This window comes from Variovorax sp. KBW07, from assembly GCF_003852515.1.
Taxonomy (GTDB): Bacteria; Pseudomonadota; Gammaproteobacteria; order Burkholderiales; family Burkholderiaceae_C; genus Variovorax.
On sequence record NZ_QAJK01000065.1, the window covers coordinates 66,950 to 83,146 of the forward strand.

The following is a 16,197-nucleotide window of genomic DNA, read 5'->3' on the forward strand; positions in this document are numbered from 1 at the left end:
TTGTCGGCGGATAGTCTCACCTCATCTCATGCCAAGTCATGCGCGTGATTGCCTCTGTACTCCCCCCGAAACCTCTTGAAACTCGCTGGATCGAATCCAGTTTCATCAACGGAGACATAGCATCGCGTATTGGCAAGAATCCATCATTTTCTGAGACGGCTGCGCGAAGAGTACGTGCACTTCAATATCGGCCTTGAGATGACCTGCATCGTGTCGCTGATCGGCGCCAATAGCGTCGAGCTAGAGTTCGGTAGAGACCGCAGCTTTGGCTTTGAGGATCATCAGGGTCCTTTTGACCGCCATACATTGACTTTGCCCGACGTGCTTGTACCCGCACATCTGACACCCGAAGCAGCGATGCGCCCAGTCTTTGACCTGATGTGGCAGTCGGCCGGATTTGAGCGCCCTTCGAACTACAACACTGCCGGTGAGTGAAGCCCCTTCGCGCTGATAGCTCTTAGCTCATCACTTCGTATCACCCAGTCGCACTGCCGACGGATGGGTAAGGATATCGAACTGGCCGAGCGTCGATGAGAGACATCGATGGCTGGCGGAGAGTGTGAGATTCGAACTCACGGACGATTTCTCGTCGGCAGTTTTCAAGACTGCTGGTTTAAACCACTCACCCAACTCTCCGGAACCGTCGATTTTAAGCTGACGGCACTGCCTCAATCTTCATCGGGCAGGAACAGCGTCTGCAGGTCGCTCAGAAAGTCCAGCCCGCGCTCGGTGGGCCATACACGAAACAGGTCGCGCGCCAGCAGCCCCTTGCGTTCCGCCTCTTCCATGCCGCGCTGGATGGACGTCATGGCCAGCCCCGTGCGCTCGCTGAACTGGGGCAGCGTGAAGCCCGCCTTCAGCCTCAGCGCATTGAGCATGAATTCGAACGGCAGGTCGGCCAGCGACACCTCGTCGCTCTGCGACACGGCCGCGCCGGCGCGCGCGTTCTCCATGTACAGGCGCGGCTCGCGATAGCGCACCTGCCGCACGATGCGGTGCGCAAAGCTGAGCTTGCTGTGCGCGCCGGCGCCAATGCCGAGGTAGTCGCCGAACTGCCAGTAGTTGAGGTTGTGCGCGCAGCCGTGGCCTTCGCGCGCATAGGCCGACACCTCGTAGCGCGACATGCCTTGCGCGCCAGTGCGCTCGGTGATGCGGTCGAGCATGGCGTAGGCAATGTCGTCTTCGGGCAGCGTCGGCGGAAACTTCGCGAACCAGGTGTTGGGTTCGATGGTGAGGTGATACACCGAGATGTGCGGCGGCGCGAGGGCCAGCGCCTGCGAGAGGTCGGCCTCGAGGTGCTCGAGCGTCTGGCCCGGCAGCGCGTACATCAGGTCGAGGTTGAAGGTGTCGAATGCGCTGGCGGCCTCTTCCACGGCGGCAATGGCCTGGGCGCGGTCGTGCACGCGGCCCAGTGCGGTCAGGTGCTCGTCGTTGAAGCTCTGCACGCCCACCGACAGGCGCGTGACGCCGGCGGCGCGGTAGGCACGAAAGCGGTTGCGCTCGAAGGTGCCGGGGTTGGCTTCGAGGGTGATCTCGCAATCGGGCGCCAGCTTGAGGCGCGCGCGCACGTCGCCCAGCAGGCGGTCGATGGCCTGCGGAGAAAACAGGCTGGGCGTGCCGCCGCCGATGAAGATGGTGTGGACGGTGCGGCCCCAGATGAGCGGCAGCGCGGCATCGAGGTCGGCCAGCAGCGCATCGATGTAGGCGACCTCGGGAATGCCCTCTGCATCGGCCGCGGTGGTGGCGCGCCATTCGTGCGAATTGAAGTCGCAGTACGGGCACTTGCGCAGGCACCACGGCAGGTGGATGTACAGCGACAGGGGCGGCAATGCAGACAGCTGCAGCGGGCCGGGCCGCATCCAGTGCAGCACGTCGTTGGCCTGCGGCGCGCCCGAAGACTGCGCCGGCTGGATCGGAAAAACAGTGGCCATTACGACGACAGCCAGCGCTCGCGCATCAACGCCAGCATGGCCTGCGCGGCACGGCCGCGGTGGCTGTTGGCGTTCTTGACCTCGGGCGGCAGTTGGGCAAAGGTCTTGCCGAAGGCCGGCAGGTACATGACGGGGTCGAAGCCGAAGCCGTTGTCGCCGACGGGTGCGGGGGCAATTTCGCCGACGACGCGGCCCACGGCGATGAGGGGTTCGGGGTCGTCGTGGCTGCGCAGCGCAACCAGCGTGCTGACCAACGCGGCGCGCCGGTTGACGACGCCGTCGAGCTGCTCGAGCAGCGCCTTCACGTTGTTGGCGTCGCCCTTGGCGTAGCCGAACTGCGTGGCATAGAAAGCGGTGTCGACGCCCGGCAGGCCGCCGAAGGCATCGACGCACAGGCCGGCATCGTCGGCAATGGCCGGCAGGCCGGTGGCGGCGCTGGCATGGCGCGCCTTGGTCAGCGCGTTCTCGACGAAGGTACGGAAGGGTTCTTCAGCCTCGCCCACGCCCAGCGCCGATTGCGGCACCAGCGTAACGGCCAGCTCCGCGAACAGTTGCTGGAGTTCGGCGAGCTTGCCCGCATTGTTGGAAGCCAGAACCAGTTTCATAAGTCAAGGTGGCTGTGGCGCACGCCTTGCGCGCGCCAGTAGCTGGGTTAGTTCGACAGCAGTGCTTGCTGCTGCAGGGTCACGAGTTCGCCGATGCCTTTTTCGGCCAGGCCGAGCAGGAGGTTCATTTCGTCGCGGGTGAAGGCCACGCCTTCGGCGGTGCCCTGCACTTCGACGAAGTGGCCGGCGCCGGTCATGACGACGTTCATGTCGGTGTCGCAGGCCGAGTCTTCGGTGTATTCGAGGTCGAGCAGCGGCGTGCCTTCGACGACGCCGACCGAAATGGCGGCGACGTGACCCTTGATGGGCGAGGCCTTGAGGGTGCCGGCGGCGATGAGCTTGTTGACGGCATCCTGCGCGGCGACGAAGGCGCCGGTAATGGCTGCCGTGCGGGTGCCGCCGTCGGCCTGCAGCACGTCGCAGTCGAGGTGGATGGTGCGTTCGCCGAGGGCGGCAAGGTCGAACACGGCACGCATCGAGCGGCCGATGAGGCGCTGGATTTCTTGCGTGCGGCCGGTCTGCTTGCCCTTGGCGGCTTCACGGCTGCTGCGGGTGTGGGTGGCGCGCGGCAGCATGCCGTATTCGGCCGTGACCCAGCCTTCGCCGCTGCCCTTCTTGTGCGGCGGCACTTTTTCTTCGACCGAGGCGGTGCACAGCACGCGGGTCTGGCCGAACTCGATGAGCACCGAGCCTTCGGCGTGGATGGTGAAGCCGCGGGTGATGCGCACGGGGCGCAGCTGGTCGGCGGCACGGCCGCCGCTTCGTGTGAAAGCAGTCATTTTTTTGAGACTCGAAAGAGGAAAAAAGGGAGCGAACGAACGGCGCGCTCAGGTCTTGCGCGCGGCGGAACGGCGGATGGCTTCGTTGATCTCGGCGATGGAACGCTCGATGGCGTCCTCGTCGAGGTCGTCGATCTCGCTGTCGGAGGGCATGCCGGCCTGGATGGTCGAGGCGAACACGCCGTCGGTGATGGTTTCGGTGGAAATGCCGTGGTTGTCTTCGTTCGCGCTGTCGGGCATTTCCCATTCGAGCGCGATGAGCGTCACGTTGTCGCTGTGGGCACCGCCCTTGCGCAACGCCATTTCGGCGAGGTCGGGCGCGGCATCGGACACGGGCTTGCCGGAAGACAGCGTGTGCACGATGAGCGCGTCGTCGAGCACGCCCCACACGCCGTCGGAGCACAGCATGATGCGGTCGCCGCGCTGCAGTTGCAGCGGCGCCGACACGTCGAACAGCGGCGTGGTCGGCGAGCCGAGGCAGGTCAGCAGCAGGTTTCGGTTGACCGGGGTGTCGGAGCCGTGCGGCTTGGGGCGCTCGGCGTGCGAATGGTCGCGCGTGCGGGTCAGCAGGCGGCCGTCGCGCACGACATAGAGGCGCGAGTCGCCGCAATGCATCCAGGTGGCGGTGGTGCCCTGCAGAACGGCCGCGACGACGGTGGTGCGCGGGGTGTCGAGCATGGCCTTGTGGCTGGCGTACCGCATGATCTGCTGGTGCGCGGCCATGGCCGATTCGGCCAGGAAGGCCTTGACGTCTTTCACGGTCGGGCGGGCCTCGCGCTGGTACAGCGCGGCAATGGTCTGCAGGGCCAACTGGGCCGCGACCTCGCCTTCGGGGTGGCCGCCCATGCCGTCGGCCAGCACGAACAGGCCCGACTCCCGCGTGTAGCAATAGCCCATGCGGTCTTCGTTCTTGACTCGGCCGCCCTTGCGGCTGACCTGGAAGACGGAAAATTTCATGTCGTCGATGTCGTGGTCATGCGGGGCGGGTGGTGGGCGCGGCGGCCTTGGGCAGGCTCTTCTTGTCGAAGGAACGGATGTTGTCGAGCGACAGGCGGACCTTTTCTCCGACCGTGAGCTTGGTGTAGCGGCGCTCGCCTTCGCGGCTCAGTTCCTTTTGCAGCGCAAAGACCGATTGCGGGCGCGACAGCGGGTCGAGCGACATGCACCACTCGACCACTTCGATGAGGTTGTCGGAGTACACGCCGCGCAGGCGCGACAGCGAGAGGCTGAGCCGGTCTTTCTCGATGCGGCGCGGCGCGTCGTTGGGCGGGTAGCCCTGCATGCAGGCGTAGATGCAGGCGCCGATGGCGTAGATGTCGGTCCAGGGGCCCATCGACGAATCGCGCCGGTACATCTCGGGGGCGGCAAAGCCGGGGGTGTACATGGGGCGGATGAAGATGCCCTCTTTGCTGAGCACTTCGCGTGCGGCACCGAAGTCGATCAGCACGGCGCGGTCGTCGTCGGTGACGAAGATGTTGGCCGGCTTGATGTCCAGGTGCAGCATCTTGTACTGGTGGACGATGCGCAGTCCGCGCAAGATTTCGTCGAACAGCGAGCGGATGGTCGATTCGCGGAACACCTTCTGCCGCTTCAGGTCGCGCGCCGTGACCACGAAATCCTGCAGGGTCGCGCCCTCCAGGTAGTTCATGACCATGTACACAGTTTCGTTCTCGCGAAAGAAATTGAGCACGCTGACCACCGAGGCATGCGAGATCTGCGCAAGCGAGCGGCCCTCTTCGAAGAAGCTCTTGAGCCCCAGCCGGTAAAGGGACAGTTTTTCGGGCGGAACCTGCGGATTCAGCTCGCCGGGCCCGCGCGTGGCCAGCGAAGAAGGCAGGTATTCCTTGATGGCGACCTGCTGTCCGCTGGGGTCGATGGCGAGATAGACAACACCGAAACCGCCCGCGGAAAGCCGGCGAACAACGCGGTAACCGCCAATGACCGTATCGGGCAACAGGGGCGAAGGCTTGACCTTTGACATAATCCGGGAGTTTCGCCCGAAGGCGATGGTGCGGCAAGCGAACGCCGTGCCGACGCCTCGGTGCATGCAAGCAAAACCACAGTGAGGCGCAATGCCAGTTTACAGCATGACCGGCTACGCCAGCGGCCAGAACGGGTCCGCAGGCAGCCACTCCGAAGCCGAAGCACGGCCTCCCGCCGCGGGCCGACTCGGGGTCGAAATCCGCTCGGTCAACAGCCGCTTCCTCGACCTGACTTTCAAGTTGCCGGAGGAACTGCGCCAGCATGAAACCGCGCTGCGCGAGCTGCTCACGGGCAAGCTCAAGCGCGGCAAAGTCGAAGTGCGCGCCGCCATCGAGAACACCGCCCAGGCGGGTGTCGTCGAGCCCTCCGTCAAGCTGCTCCAGCGGCTCAACGGGGTGCAGGACAGCATCAAGGCCTGGTTGCCCGGTGCCCGCGACCTGAGCGTGGCCGACGTTCTGCGCCTGGCCGGCGGCGACAGCGCCGCCCGCGGCGACTGGAGCGCCGACCTGCTCGACGTCACCGGCAAGGCCCTGGAAGGCCTGATGTCGGCCCGCCAGCGCGAAGGCGCACGGCTGGCCAAGATGCTCGAAGCCCATCTGGGCCAACTGCGCACCCTGGTGCAGCAGGCTGGCCCGCTGGTGCCGCAGCTGGTCGAACAGCAGCGGGCGCGGTTCCTGGAGCGCTGGCAGGAGGCCATGGGCCTGACCGCCGCCGGTACGGGCGGCACGCTGCCCGAGGCCGCGCAAGACCGCGCGCTGACCGAGGCCACGGCCTTTGCCATCCGCATCGACGTGGCCGAAGAGCTGACGCGCCTGAATTCGCACCTCGACGAGATCGAGCGGCTGCTCAAGAAGGGCGGCGAAATCGGCAAGCGGCTGGACTTCTTGATCCAGGAACTGCACCGCGAGGCCAACACGCTGGGCTCCAAGTCGGCAGCCCTGGAGCTCACGCGGATCGGCGTGGACATGAAGGTCCTGATCGAGCAGATGCGCGAGCAGGTCCAGAACATCGAATGACGGCGAGCGAAAGAATGGACTATCCCGGCAATATCTTCGTGGTGGCGGCGCCCAGCGGCGCCGGCAAATCGAGCCTGGTCAAGGCGCTGATGGAGCTCGACTCGGCCGTGCAGCCGTCGGTGTCACACACCACGCGGCCGCCCCGCGGGCAGGAAAAACACGGGCGCGAGTACTTTTTTGCCTCGCCCCCCGAATTCGACGCGCTGATCGCGGCGGACGGCTTCGTGGAATGGGCCCATGTGCACGGCCACCGGTACGGCACTTCCAAAAAGGCCATCGAGGAGCGGATCGCCCAGGGGGCCGACGTCATTCTTGAAATCGACTTCCAGGGCGCGCTGCAGATCCGCAAGACCTTTGCCAACGCGGTGATGATCTTCATCCTGCCGCCCAGTTGGGAAGAATTGCGCTCCCGGCTCGAGCGGCGCGGCGAAGACAGCGCCTCGGTCATCGAATTGCGGCTGAAAAACGCCGCCGAAGAGATGGCCAGGGCGGGGGAATTCGACTTCGTTATAATCAACGAGTTATTTGAGCGCGCGCTTTTCGATCTCAAGGCGATCGTCCACGCTCAGCGGCTTCGGTACTCTGCACAGCGCCGTGCACGTGCCGACACATTCGCCGCACTGAACATCACCTGATTTTCCCGCTCACCGACCGAAAGATTCTCATCATGGCCCGCATCACCGTCGAAGATTGTCTGCTGCAGATTCCGAACCGCTTCCAGCTCGTTCTGGCCGCCACGTACCGCGCGCGCATGCTGAGCCAGGGCCACGCGCCCAAGATCGAGAGCAAGAACAAGCCCGCCGTGACCGCCCTGCGCGAAATCGCCGAAGGCAAGATCGGCATCGAAATGCTCAAGAAGGTTCCGGGCTGATCTGACGCAGCCCTGCAACGAAAAGGCACCGCAAAGCGGTGCTTTTTTTATGTCTGGACGCGTCCATAGAGCGGTCACGCTAAAGTGGTAGCCATGAGCGCGGTAGCCAAACATCAGTCCCATGCCCCGACGGGCACGCCGAAGCCGAGTCCGGCGGCGCTGAATGCGGCTGCCGCAAGCTTTGCCGCCCTGACGGCACGGCTCGATTACCTGAGCCCCGAAGACACCGAGCTGGTCCGCCGCGCCTACCGCTTTGCCGACGAAGCCCACCTGGGCCAACTGCGCAACAGCGGCGAGCCGTACATCACCCACCCGATCGCCGTGGCGGCGCAATGCGCCGAATGGAAGCTCGACGCGCAGGCGCTGATGGCCGCCCTGCTGCACGACGCGATCGAAGACTGCGGCGTGACCAAGCCCGAGCTGATCGAGCGTTTCGGTGCCCCGGTGGCCGAACTGGTCGACGGGCTCACCAAGCTCGACAAGCTGCAGTTCAACACCCGCGAAGAAAACCAGGCCGAGTCGTTCCGCAAGATGCTGCTGGCCATGGCGCGCGACGTGCGCGTCATTCTGGTCAAGCTGGCCGACCGCACGCACAACATGCGCACGCTGGCCGACGCGCCGCGCGAAAAATGGGCCCGCATCTCGCGCGAAACGCTGGAGATCTACGCACCCATCGCGCACCGGCTCGGGCTGAACCAGACCTACCGCGAGCTGCAGGAACTGTCGTTCCGGCACCTCAAGCCCTGGCGCTATGCCACGCTGTCCAAGGCCGTGGCCAAGGCGCGTGGCCGCCGCCGCGACCTGATCCAGAAGGTGCAGAAAGAGGTCGAATCGGCCTTCTCGGCCGCCGGCATGACGCTGCGGATCGCGGGCCGCGAAAAAACGCTTTATTCCATCTACCGCAAGATGGAAGAAAAACACCTGAGCTTTGCCCAGGTGACCGATATCTACGGCTTCCGGCTGATCGTGCCGAACGTGATCGCCTGCTACACCGGCCTTGGCATCCTTCACCAGATGTACAAGCCGCTGCCGGGCAAGTTCAAGGACCACATCGCCATCGCCAAGCTCAACGGCTACCAGTCGCTGCACACCACGCTGGTGGGCCCGGCCGGCGTGAGCGTCGAGTTCCAGCTGCGAACCGAGGCCATGCACGTGGTGGCCGAATCCGGCGTGGCGGCGCACTGGCTCTACAAGGCCGCCGAGCCGAACGCTGCCAGCAACGACCGGCTGGGCACCAAGTGGCTGCAGTCGCTGCTCGACATCCAGGACGAAACCCGCGACGCCGCCGAGTTCTGGGACCACGTCAAGGTCGACCTGTTCCCCGACGCGGTGTACGTCTTCACGCCCAAGAGCCAGATCATGGCGCTGCCGCGCGGCGCCACGGTGGTCGACTTTGCGTACGCCATTCACAGCAACATCGGCGACCACACCTCGGCCGCGCGCATCAACGGTGACCAGGTGCCGCTGCGCACCGAGCTGAAAAACGGCGATGTGGTCGAGGTGATCACCGCACCGGTGTCGACGCCCAATCCGGCCTGGCTCGGGTTCGTGCGAACCGGCCGGGCGCGCTCGAAGATCCGTCACTACCTGAAGACCCTGGCGCATGCCGAATCCGAAGGCCTGGGCGAAAAGCTGCTGGCGCAGGCGCTGCGCGCCGAAGGCCTCGGCAAGCTGCCCGAGGAAGACGAAGAGCACCAGGCCCTGTGGGAAAAGCTGCTGCGCTTTACCGGCAACCGCACCCGCTCAGAGTTGCTGACCGACATCGGCCTGGGCAAGCGCATAGCGAGCATCGTCGCCAAGCGGCTCATGGCGCTGCTTTCCGAATTGGGCGAGCGGCCCGATGCATTGCTGCTGAGCCGTGAGCGCTTCATTTCGCACGAAACCGTGTCGCAAGGCGCGGTCACGCTCGATGGCAGCGAGAACTCATCGGTTCGTTTCGCGCTGTGCTGCCGCCCTATTCCCGGCGACCAGATCGTCGGCTACCTCGGACACGGCGAAGGCCTGGTGGTGCACACCGAAGACTGCGGCGTGGGCCAGCGCTTGCGCCACAAGGACAGCGAGCGCTTCTTCGCCGTCGAATGGGCGGACGAGCCCACGCGCGCTTTCGAAACCGGCGTGGTGATTACCGTGCGCAACGACAAGGGCGTGCTGGCGCGCGTTGCCGCCACGTTGGCCGACGCCGAAGCCGACATCACGCACGTGGAAATGGCCGACGAAACGCCGCAGGATTCGACCGACCTGCGCTTCGTGATTGCCGTACGCGACCGCACGCACCTGGATGCGGTGCTGCGCGCCGCGCGGCGGACCGCGTCGGTGCTGACAGCGGCCAGGACGATTCCCGCTCCCTGAGTCCCTCCCTTGCGAGGGGCCTGCAGCACGCTAGGCTTCGGCCGGGCGCGGCGTCGGATAACTCACCGAAATGATCTCGACTTCGTGCGCTCCGCCCGGCGTCACGAGCTTCACCACGTCGCCTTCACGCGCCTTGAGCAACGCCCGCGCAATCGGTGAGATCCAGCTGACTTGCGACTTGGCACTCTCGGCCTCGTCGATACCGAGGATCGTGACGCTTCGCTCGTCGCCCGTCTCGTCGGCATAGCGGACCGTGGCGCCGAAGAAGACCTGGTCGCGGCCATGGTGCACCGATGGATCGGTGATTTCCGCAATTTCGAGCCGCTTGGTGAGAAAGCGGATGCGGCGATCGATCTCTCGCAAGCGTTTCTTGCCGTAGAGGTAGTCGCCGTTTTCGGAGCGGTCGCCGTTCTTTGCGGCCCAGTGCACGGCCTCGACGACCTTTGGGCGCTCCTCGTCCATCAACTGCAGCAGCTCGTCGCGCAGGCGCGCGTAGCCTTCTGGCGTGATGTAGTTCTTGCTGCCGGCGGGCAACGGGGGCAAGGCGCCGCCGTCTGCGCCATCGTCGTCCCCGTCGGTATCGGTTTCCTTGGTGAATGCCTTGCTCACAGCAGAATCCTCCAAATGAAAAAAGCCCGCAACTTTCGTTGCGGGCTTTCCTTGTAGTGGTGCGGCTGGCAGGAATTGAACCCACGACCCCTTGGTTCGTAGCCAAGTACTCTATCCAACTGAGCTACAGCCGCACAGCTTGCAATTATAGCCCGCTTTTTATCGACATTCGCCGGCCTTGGCGGGAGCTCACCCATCGATTTGAGACAAGGGCAAAAAGAAAATGCCCGAAAGACAAGTCTTTCGGGCATTTCTGATAGATGGTGCGGCTGGCAGGAATTGAACCCACGACCCCTTGGTTCGTAGCCAAGTACTCTATCCAACTGAGCTACAGCCGCTGAGCCTACGATTATAGCATGGTAGGCCGTGATGGGCTTGAACCATCGACCAACGGATTATGAGTCCGCTGCTCTAACCAACTGAGCTAACGGCCCATGCGGGCACGATTCTATTCGTGCCTTGCCGTGCAACGGCCCGGCCTTGCTGCTTTGCTTACTTACTTGCGATGGCTCAGCGCATTGCCGATCAGCCGCGATGTGATGTCGACGATCTGGATCATGCGTTCATACGGCATGCGCGTCGGCCCGATCACGCCCAGCGTGCCGACCACCTGCCCGTCGACCTCGTAGTTGGCGCTGACGATGGAGAGCTCTTCGAACGGCACGACCTGGCTCTCGCCGCCAATGAAGATGCGAACACCCTCGGCCTTGCTCGACACGTCGAGCAACCGCATGAGCTGCGCCTTCTGCTCGAAGAGTTCGAAGGCGCGGCGCAGTTGCCCCATGTCGCTGGAAAAATCGCTCACAGCAAGCAGGTTGCGCTCGCCGGAGATCACGACGTCGTCTTCCTGCGCCTCGGTCAGCACTTCGGAACTGACCTGCACCGCCGCCTGCATCAGCGCGGCGATTTCACCGCGCAGCTTCTCGACCTCGGACTGAAGGCGGTCGCGCACCTGCTCGATGGTCAGGCCCGCGTAGTGCGCGTTGATGTAGTTGGAGGCCTCGACCAGCTGCGACTGCGAATAGTCCGCCTCCGGAAAAATCACCCTGTTCTGCACGTCACCATCGGGCGACACGATGATCACCAGCAGCCGGTTCTCGGACAGCCGCAAGAACTCGATCTGCTTGAACACCGAGGCGCGCCGCGGCGCCATCACCACGCCGACGAACTGCGACAGGTTCGACAGCAGGTGAGCCGCGTTGGCGATCACCTTCTGCGGCTGGTCCGGCGCGAGGCTCGGCGTGCTCATCTGCTCGCGCTGCGCGGTGAGCATGGTGTCGACGAACAGGCGGTAGCCGCGGTGCGTGGGAATGCGGCCGGCCGAGGTGTGCGGGCTGGCAATCAGCCCCAGCGCCTCGAGGTCCGACATGACGTTGCGGATGGTCGCCGGCGACAGGTCGAGCCCCGACGAACGCGAGAGCGTGCGCGACCCGACGGGTTGCCCGTCGGCGATGTAGCGCTCGACGAGCGTCTTGAGCAGCAACTTGGCACGGTCGTCCAGCATTGCAAGATTTTAGTGTTGTAATTTGTGAATGACTTCCCGCTTTCGTCACGTCGCCTTGATCGGCAAATACCAGGCATCCGGCGCCCGCGCGCAGGCGGATGCGCGCGACGGCGTGATGGAGAGCATCGGCACCTTCCTGGAGTCGCAGGGGTGCAAGGTATTCGTCGAGCGCTCGACATGCGAGGAAGACGCCGACGACGGCGCCCCGGCGCTGCCGCGCTATGAAGCCTTGTCGGTCGAAGAAATCGGCCAGCGCTGCGACCTCGGCCTGGTGGTCGGCGGCGACGGCACCATGCTCGGCATCGGCCGGCAGCTCGCCAGCTACGGCATTCCGCTGATCGGCATCAACCGCGGCCGGCTCGGCTTCATTACCGACATTCCGCTCGACAACTACCAGGCCACGCTGATCCCGATGCTGGCTGGCGAGTACGAGGAAGACCACCGCAGCCTGATGCATGCGCAGGTCATGCGCGACGGCGTGTCGGTGTTCGATGCATTGGCCATGAACGACGTGGTGGTCAATCGCGGCGCCACCTCGGGCATGGTCGAGCTGCGCGTGTCGGTGGGCCGGCATTTCGTGGCCAACCAGCGCGCCGACGGCCTGATCATCGCCACGCCCACGGGCTCGACCGCCTATGCGCTGTCGGCCGGCGGGCCGCTGCTGCATCCGGCGGTGCCGGGCTGGGTGCTGGTGCCCATTGCACCGCACACGCTGTCGAACCGCCCCGTGCTGCTGCCCGATGCCGACGAGATCGTGATCGAGCTGGTGGGCGGGCGCGACGCCAGCGCCAATTTCGACATGCAGTCGCTGGCCTCGCTCGTGATCGGCGATCGCGTGGTGGTGCGCCGTTCCGACTTCAGGGTGCGCTTCCTGCACCCCAGGGGCTGGAGCTATTTCGACACGCTGCGCAAAAAACTTCATTGGAACGAAGGGGGCTCCTGACATGGCGCTGCGACGCATCGCACTGCGCGACTTCGTGATCGTGCGATCACTCGAACTCGACCTGTCCGCTGGCTTCACGGTATTGACCGGTGAAACCGGTGCCGGCAAATCCATCCTGATAGACGCCCTGCAACTGGCCCTCGGCAACCGCGCCGACGCCGGTGCGGTGCGCGAAGGCGCCGAACGGCTCGACGTGAGCGCCGAGTTCGATGCCGACCCGGCCCTTGCCGCCTGGCTCGACGAAGGCGGCTTCGAAGCCGGCGACGCACTGCTGCTTCGCCGGACGGTCGACCTGCAGGGCCGCAGCCGCGGCTGGATCAACGGCAGCCCCGCCACGGCCACGCAACTGCGCGAGCTCGGCGACCGCCTGCTCGACATCCACGGCCAGCACGCCTGGCAAAGCCTGACGCGGCCCGAGGCCGTGCGCGGCCTGCTCGACGCCTACGCGGGCATCCGCACCGACGCGCTCGACACGGCCTGGCAAGGCTGGCGCCAGGCCCTCTCCGCGCTGGAACACGCCCGCTCGGCACAAGACTCGCTGCAGCGCGAGCGCGAACGCCTTCAATGGCAGATCGCCGAGGTCGCGAAGCTCGCGCCGGGCGCCGACGAGTGGGAAGAGCTTTCGACCAACCACTCGCGCATCTCGAACGCGCAAGCCCTGATCGACGCTGCCCAGGGCGCCAGCCAGGCGCTTGAAGAAGACGACAACGGCGCGCTGTCCGCGCTCACGCGCGCGGCCACGCTGCTGCAGAACTGCGAGCACATCGAGCCCGAATTCCGCACGCTGGGCGAAGTGCTCGCCTCCTGCGTGGCGCAGGCCTCGGACGCGGCCCATTCGCTGCACGGCTACCTGCGCAACGCCGAGGCCGATCCGCAAAGCCTGGCCGAGCTGGACGAGCGCATGGGCCTGTGGATGTCGCTCGCGCGCCGCTACAAGCGCACGCCGGCCGAACTGCCGGCGCTGCTGGCCGGATGGCAGGCGGAGCTGCAGGCCCTCGATGCGCAAAGCGATCTCGAAGGCCTGGAGCGCGCCGAGCAGAACGCCCAGCAGGCCTACATGAAAGAGGCCAAGTCGCTCGGCAAGGCCCGCAAGCAGGCGGCCCCTCGCCTCGCCCAGGCCGTCACCCAAGCCATGCAGGGGCTCGGCATGCAAGGTGGGCGCTTCGAGGTCGAGCTGCAGCCGCTGGCACAGCCCAGCCGCGCTGGCCTGGAAGACGTGGCCTTTCTCGTGGCAGGCCACACCGGCAGCACGCCGCGCGCCATCGGCAAGGTGGCTTCGGGCGGCGAGCTTTCGCGCATTGCACTGGCCATTGCCGTGACGACAAGCCAGCTCGGCGCCGCGCAGACGCTGATCTTCGACGAGGTGGATGCCGGCGTCGGTGGCGCCGTTGCCGACACCGTCGGGCGCCTCATGAAGCAGTTGGGCCGCGACCGACAGGTGCTCGCCGTGACCCACCTGCCCCAGGTGGCCGCCTGCGCCGACCATCACCTCGTGGTGGCCAAGCGCCAGACGGCCGCGGCCGGCAAGGACGGTCCGCGCACCGAGAGCGGCGTGTCGCGCCTGGACGACGACAACCGCGCCAAGGAAATCGCCCGCATGCTGGGCGGCGAAAAAGTCTCGCAGACCTCGCTCGCGCATGCCCGCGAAATGCTCGGCCACAAGACCTCGGCAACCGCGCCATGAACCTCGACCTCGTCCTCATCACCGGCATGTCCGGCTCCGGCAAGTCGGTGGCCCTGCACGCGCTGGAAGACGCGGGCTACTACTGCGTCGACAACCTGCCGCCCGAACTGCTGGTGCCGTTCATCGCCCTGCAGCATGAACAACAGGCCACGCGCGTGGCGATTGCCATGGACGTGCGCAGCGGTGTTTCGCTGCCGATCGTTCCGCAGCAGCTCGAGGAACTGCGGCGCGACGGCGTGTCGCTGCGCTCGCTCTTTCTCGACGCCACCACCGACGCATTGCTGCGCCGCTATTCGGAAACGCGCCGTCGCCATCCGCTGTCGCGCCAGGAGGCGCGCACCGACGTTCCCGAGCAGCACCGCGTGCTCATGCAGGCCATCGAGCTGGAGCGCGAACTGCTGGCCGACCTGCGCGATGGCGCCGACGTGATCGACACCAGCCTGATTCGCCCAGCCCAGCTGCAGAGCTACATCAAGGCGCTGATCTCCGCGCCGCAAAGCGCGCTGACACTGGTGTTCGAGTCGTTCGCCTTCAAGCGCGGCGTGCCGCTCGACGCGGACTACGTGTTCGACGTGCGCATGCTGCCCAACCCGCACTACGTGGCTACATTGCGCCCGCTCACGGGCCGCGACGAGCCGGTGATCGAATGGCTGCGCGAGCATGAAGACGTGGCGCGCATGTACGACGACATCGAGCAGTTTCTTTCGCACTGGCTCGATGCGCTGGCACGCGACCACCGCAGCTACGTCACGGTGGCCATCGGCTGCACGGGCGGGCAGCACCGGTCGGTGTTCCTGGTCGAGCAGCTTGCACGTTCCTTCGGCGCACGCTGGGGTGCCCTGAAGCGCCATCGCGAACTCGACGCGACCTAGCGACTAAACCGCGCTACTGCTCTCCAGCAGCTTGCGCACCGGCGCGGGCAAGCCCAGGCGGCCCCACTCCTCGGCATCGACCCAGCGCGCGGACTCGCCCTGCGGCTGGCTGCCTTGAAGCAGCACGGGGTGCAGGTGAAGGTCCTTGTGGGTCAACACGTGCACGAAGGCCGGCAGGTCTTGCGTGCCACGTTGCGCGGCGGGCGGCAGGGCGGCAAGCAGCTCGTCGCGGCTGTCGAACACCGGCAGGCAATACAGCCCGGCCCAGATGCCCTTGGCAGGCCGCTTCTCCAGCCAGACGCGGCCCTGTTCATCGCGCGCCAGCAGCACCCAGAGCGACTGAGCACTGCGCTTCAGCTTGCGGGTCTTCACGGGATAGCGCTCGGGCGCGCCTTCGCGCAGCGCCACGCAGGTCTTGTTGACGGGGCAGATCATGCAGCTCGGCTTGCGCGGAATGCAGACCGTGGCGCCCAGGTCCATGAGCCCCTGCGTGTAGCTTGCGATGGCCTCGCGCTGGTCGGCGGGCGGCAGCAACTGTGTCGCGAGGTCCCACAGCGCACGCTCCTGCGCCGACGAAGACATGTCGCCGCCGAAGCCGAGCACGCGCGTCAGCACGCGCTTCACATTGCCGTCGAGAATCGCGACCCGCTCGCCGAAGCAGAACGCGGCAATCGCAGACGCGGTGGAGCGGCCGATGCCGGGCAAGGTCACCAGTTCGACCGCGGTACGCGGAAACTCGCCGCCGAATCGCGCAACGACGTCCTGCGCGCAGCGATGCATGTTGCGTGCGCGGCTGTAATAGCCAAGGCCGCTCCAGAGGCCGAACACTTCGTCTTCCGTGCCTGCGGCCAGCGCCTTCACGTCCGGGAACCGCTCGAGAAAGCGCGCGAAGTAGCCGAGCACGGTCGTGACCTGCGTCTGCTGCAGCATCACCTCCGACAGCCACACGCGGTAGGGATCACGGGTGTTCTGCCACGGCAGCTGGCTGCGCCCGTGACTGCGCTGCCAGCTCACGACCTGGGCAGCGAAATCCGGTGGCAGTTTTGCAGGG

At 65.7% G+C, this 16,197-nt stretch carries 16 protein-coding genes and 4 tRNA genes; 8 read left to right on the top strand and 12 right to left on the bottom strand.

The features are described 5' to 3' along the window. Positions 1–129: 129 nt before the first annotated feature. Positions 130–435 (top strand): hypothetical protein, encoded by a 306-nt coding sequence (locus DBV14_RS14830; RefSeq protein WP_124459927.1) that lies wholly within the window; start codon positions 130–132, stop codon positions 433–435. A 113-nt stretch (positions 436–548) separates the two neighbouring features. On the opposite strand, the gene DBV14_RS14835 is transcribed toward DBV14_RS14830, so the two are convergent. The 6 genes from DBV14_RS14835 to DBV14_RS14860 all read right to left on the bottom strand — a co-directional run bounded on the left by DBV14_RS14835 (position 549) and on the right by DBV14_RS14860 (position 5,296). Further along, a tRNA-Ser gene (locus tag DBV14_RS14835) sits at positions 549–636 on the bottom strand. Between the two features lie 32 nt (positions 637–668). Beyond that, positions 669–1,931: a radical SAM family heme chaperone HemW gene (gene hemW / locus DBV14_RS14840; RefSeq protein ID WP_124459928.1), complete on the bottom strand. Its 1,263-nt coding sequence runs from the start codon at positions 1,929–1,931 to the stop codon at positions 669–671. Continuing rightward, the gene (locus tag DBV14_RS14845; protein ID WP_124459929.1) at positions 1,931–2,536 is read right to left on the bottom strand and encodes a non-canonical purine NTP pyrophosphatase; all 606 of its coding nucleotides are present in this window, start codon (positions 2,534–2,536) and stop codon (positions 1,931–1,933) included. The genes hemW and DBV14_RS14845 overlap by 1 nt, the downstream gene beginning before the upstream one ends. A gap of 47 nt (positions 2,537–2,583) precedes the next feature. Further along, the gene (gene rph, locus DBV14_RS14850) at positions 2,584–3,315 is read right to left on the bottom strand and encodes a ribonuclease PH (RefSeq protein WP_124459930.1); all 732 of its coding nucleotides are present in this window, start codon (positions 3,313–3,315) and stop codon (positions 2,584–2,586) included. 48 nt (positions 3,316–3,363) lie between these two features. Then, positions 3,364–4,272: a PP2C family serine/threonine-protein phosphatase gene (locus DBV14_RS14855; RefSeq protein ID WP_124459931.1), complete on the bottom strand. Its 909-nt coding sequence runs from the start codon at positions 4,270–4,272 to the stop codon at positions 3,364–3,366. Positions 4,273–4,288: 16 nt separating this feature from the next. Beyond that, positions 4,289–5,296 (bottom strand): serine/threonine-protein kinase, encoded by a 1,008-nt coding sequence (locus DBV14_RS14860; protein ID WP_124459932.1) that lies wholly within the window; start codon positions 5,294–5,296, stop codon positions 4,289–4,291. Positions 5,297–5,387: 91 nt separating this feature from the next. Between DBV14_RS14860 and DBV14_RS14865 the strand changes: the two genes are divergently transcribed. From DBV14_RS14865 to DBV14_RS14880, 4 genes are all read left to right on the top strand, one after another. After that, complete coding sequence (locus DBV14_RS14865) at positions 5,388–6,314, top strand: YicC/YloC family endoribonuclease (RefSeq protein WP_124459933.1); 927 nt, start codon at positions 5,388–5,390, stop codon at positions 6,312–6,314. Between the two features lie 14 nt (positions 6,315–6,328). Continuing rightward, on the top strand, positions 6,329–6,949 hold the full coding sequence (gene gmk / locus DBV14_RS14870) for a guanylate kinase (protein ID WP_124459934.1): 621 nt from the start codon (positions 6,329–6,331) through the stop codon (positions 6,947–6,949). Between the two features lie 32 nt (positions 6,950–6,981). After that, a complete protein-coding gene (rpoZ, locus tag DBV14_RS14875; protein WP_021009011.1) occupies positions 6,982–7,185 on the top strand; it encodes a DNA-directed RNA polymerase subunit omega in 204 nt (67 codons plus the stop codon). Positions 7,186–7,278: 93 nt separating this feature from the next. Further along, positions 7,279–9,534 carry a bifunctional (p)ppGpp synthetase/guanosine-3',5'-bis(diphosphate) 3'-pyrophosphohydrolase gene (locus DBV14_RS14880; RefSeq protein WP_124459935.1) on the top strand — a complete coding sequence of 752 codons (2,256 nt, stop codon included), beginning with the start codon at positions 7,279–7,281 and terminating at the stop codon, positions 9,532–9,534. 30 nt (positions 9,535–9,564) lie between these two features. On the opposite strand, the gene greB is transcribed toward DBV14_RS14880, so the two are convergent. From greB to hrcA, 5 genes are all read right to left on the bottom strand, one after another. Next, on the bottom strand, positions 9,565–10,143 hold the full coding sequence (greB, locus tag DBV14_RS14885) for a transcription elongation factor GreB (RefSeq protein ID WP_124459936.1): 579 nt from the start codon (positions 10,141–10,143) through the stop codon (positions 9,565–9,567). A gap of 57 nt (positions 10,144–10,200) precedes the next feature. Next, a tRNA-Arg gene (locus DBV14_RS14890) sits at positions 10,201–10,277 on the bottom strand. Between the two features lie 127 nt (positions 10,278–10,404). Beyond that, positions 10,405–10,481: transfer RNA gene (locus DBV14_RS14895), tRNA-Arg, on the bottom strand. 19 nt (positions 10,482–10,500) lie between these two features. Beyond that, positions 10,501–10,577 (bottom strand) — tRNA-Ile (locus DBV14_RS14900). A 62-nt stretch (positions 10,578–10,639) separates the two neighbouring features. Then, positions 10,640–11,647 (bottom strand): heat-inducible transcriptional repressor HrcA, encoded by a 1,008-nt coding sequence (gene hrcA / locus DBV14_RS14905; protein WP_124459937.1) that lies wholly within the window; start codon positions 11,645–11,647, stop codon positions 10,640–10,642. A gap of 28 nt (positions 11,648–11,675) precedes the next feature. Here hrcA and DBV14_RS14910 point away from each other — a divergent pair, with 28 nt between their 5' ends. From DBV14_RS14910 to rapZ, 3 genes are read left to right on the top strand one after another with little or no spacing between them, the layout of a single operon-like run. Further along, positions 11,676–12,590, top strand: a complete 915-nt coding sequence (locus tag DBV14_RS14910) for an NAD kinase (RefSeq protein ID WP_124459938.1) — start codon at positions 11,676–11,678, stop codon at positions 12,588–12,590. Position 12,591: 1 nt separating this feature from the next. After that, on the top strand, positions 12,592–14,274 hold the full coding sequence (recN, locus tag DBV14_RS14915; protein ID WP_124459939.1) for a DNA repair protein RecN: 1,683 nt from the start codon (positions 12,592–12,594) through the stop codon (positions 14,272–14,274). Further along, positions 14,271–15,146: an RNase adapter RapZ gene (rapZ, locus tag DBV14_RS14920; protein ID WP_124459940.1), complete on the top strand. Its 876-nt coding sequence runs from the start codon at positions 14,271–14,273 to the stop codon at positions 15,144–15,146. Before recN ends, rapZ begins: the two co-directional genes overlap by 4 nt. 3 nt (positions 15,147–15,149) lie before the next feature. Here rapZ and mutY read toward each other — a convergent pair whose 3' ends face one another. Further along, the gene (gene mutY / locus DBV14_RS14925; RefSeq protein ID WP_185546021.1) at positions 15,150–16,187 is read right to left on the bottom strand and encodes an A/G-specific adenine glycosylase; all 1,038 of its coding nucleotides are present in this window, start codon (positions 16,185–16,187) and stop codon (positions 15,150–15,152) included. Positions 16,188–16,197 lie beyond the last annotated feature (10 nt).

Bases quoted from the DNA above. Each gene is read 5' to 3' on its own strand.
- hrcA (WP_124459937.1), bottom strand. From the start codon at position 11,647: ATGCTGGACGACCGTGCCAAGTTGCTGCTCAAGACGCTCGTCGAGCGC.
- DBV14_RS14865 (WP_124459933.1), top strand. From the start codon at position 5,388: ATGCCAGTTTACAGCATGACCGGCTACGCCAGCGGCCAGAACGGGTCC.
- DBV14_RS14855 (WP_124459931.1), bottom strand. From the start codon at position 4,272: ATGAAATTTTCCGTCTTCCAGGTCAGCCGCAAGGGCGGCCGAGTCAAG.
- DBV14_RS14860 (WP_124459932.1), bottom strand. From the start codon at position 5,296: ATGTCAAAGGTCAAGCCTTCGCCCCTGTTGCCCGATACGGTCATTGGC.
- gmk (WP_124459934.1), top strand. From the start codon at position 6,329: ATGGACTATCCCGGCAATATCTTCGTGGTGGCGGCGCCCAGCGGCGCC.
- rpoZ (WP_021009011.1), top strand. From the start codon at position 6,982: ATGGCCCGCATCACCGTCGAAGATTGTCTGCTGCAGATTCCGAACCGC.
- DBV14_RS14845 (WP_124459929.1), bottom strand. From the start codon at position 2,536: ATGAAACTGGTTCTGGCTTCCAACAATGCGGGCAAGCTCGCCGAACTC.
- rph (WP_124459930.1), bottom strand. From the start codon at position 3,315: ATGACTGCTTTCACACGAAGCGGCGGCCGTGCCGCCGACCAGCTGCGC.
- hemW (WP_124459928.1), bottom strand. From the start codon at position 1,931: ATGGCCACTGTTTTTCCGATCCAGCCGGCGCAGTCTTCGGGCGCGCCG.
- DBV14_RS14880 (WP_124459935.1), top strand. From the start codon at position 7,279: ATGAGCGCGGTAGCCAAACATCAGTCCCATGCCCCGACGGGCACGCCG.
- DBV14_RS14910 (WP_124459938.1), top strand. From the start codon at position 11,676: ATGACTTCCCGCTTTCGTCACGTCGCCTTGATCGGCAAATACCAGGCA.
- recN (WP_124459939.1), top strand. From the start codon at position 12,592: ATGGCGCTGCGACGCATCGCACTGCGCGACTTCGTGATCGTGCGATCA.
- rapZ (WP_124459940.1), top strand. From the start codon at position 14,271: ATGAACCTCGACCTCGTCCTCATCACCGGCATGTCCGGCTCCGGCAAG.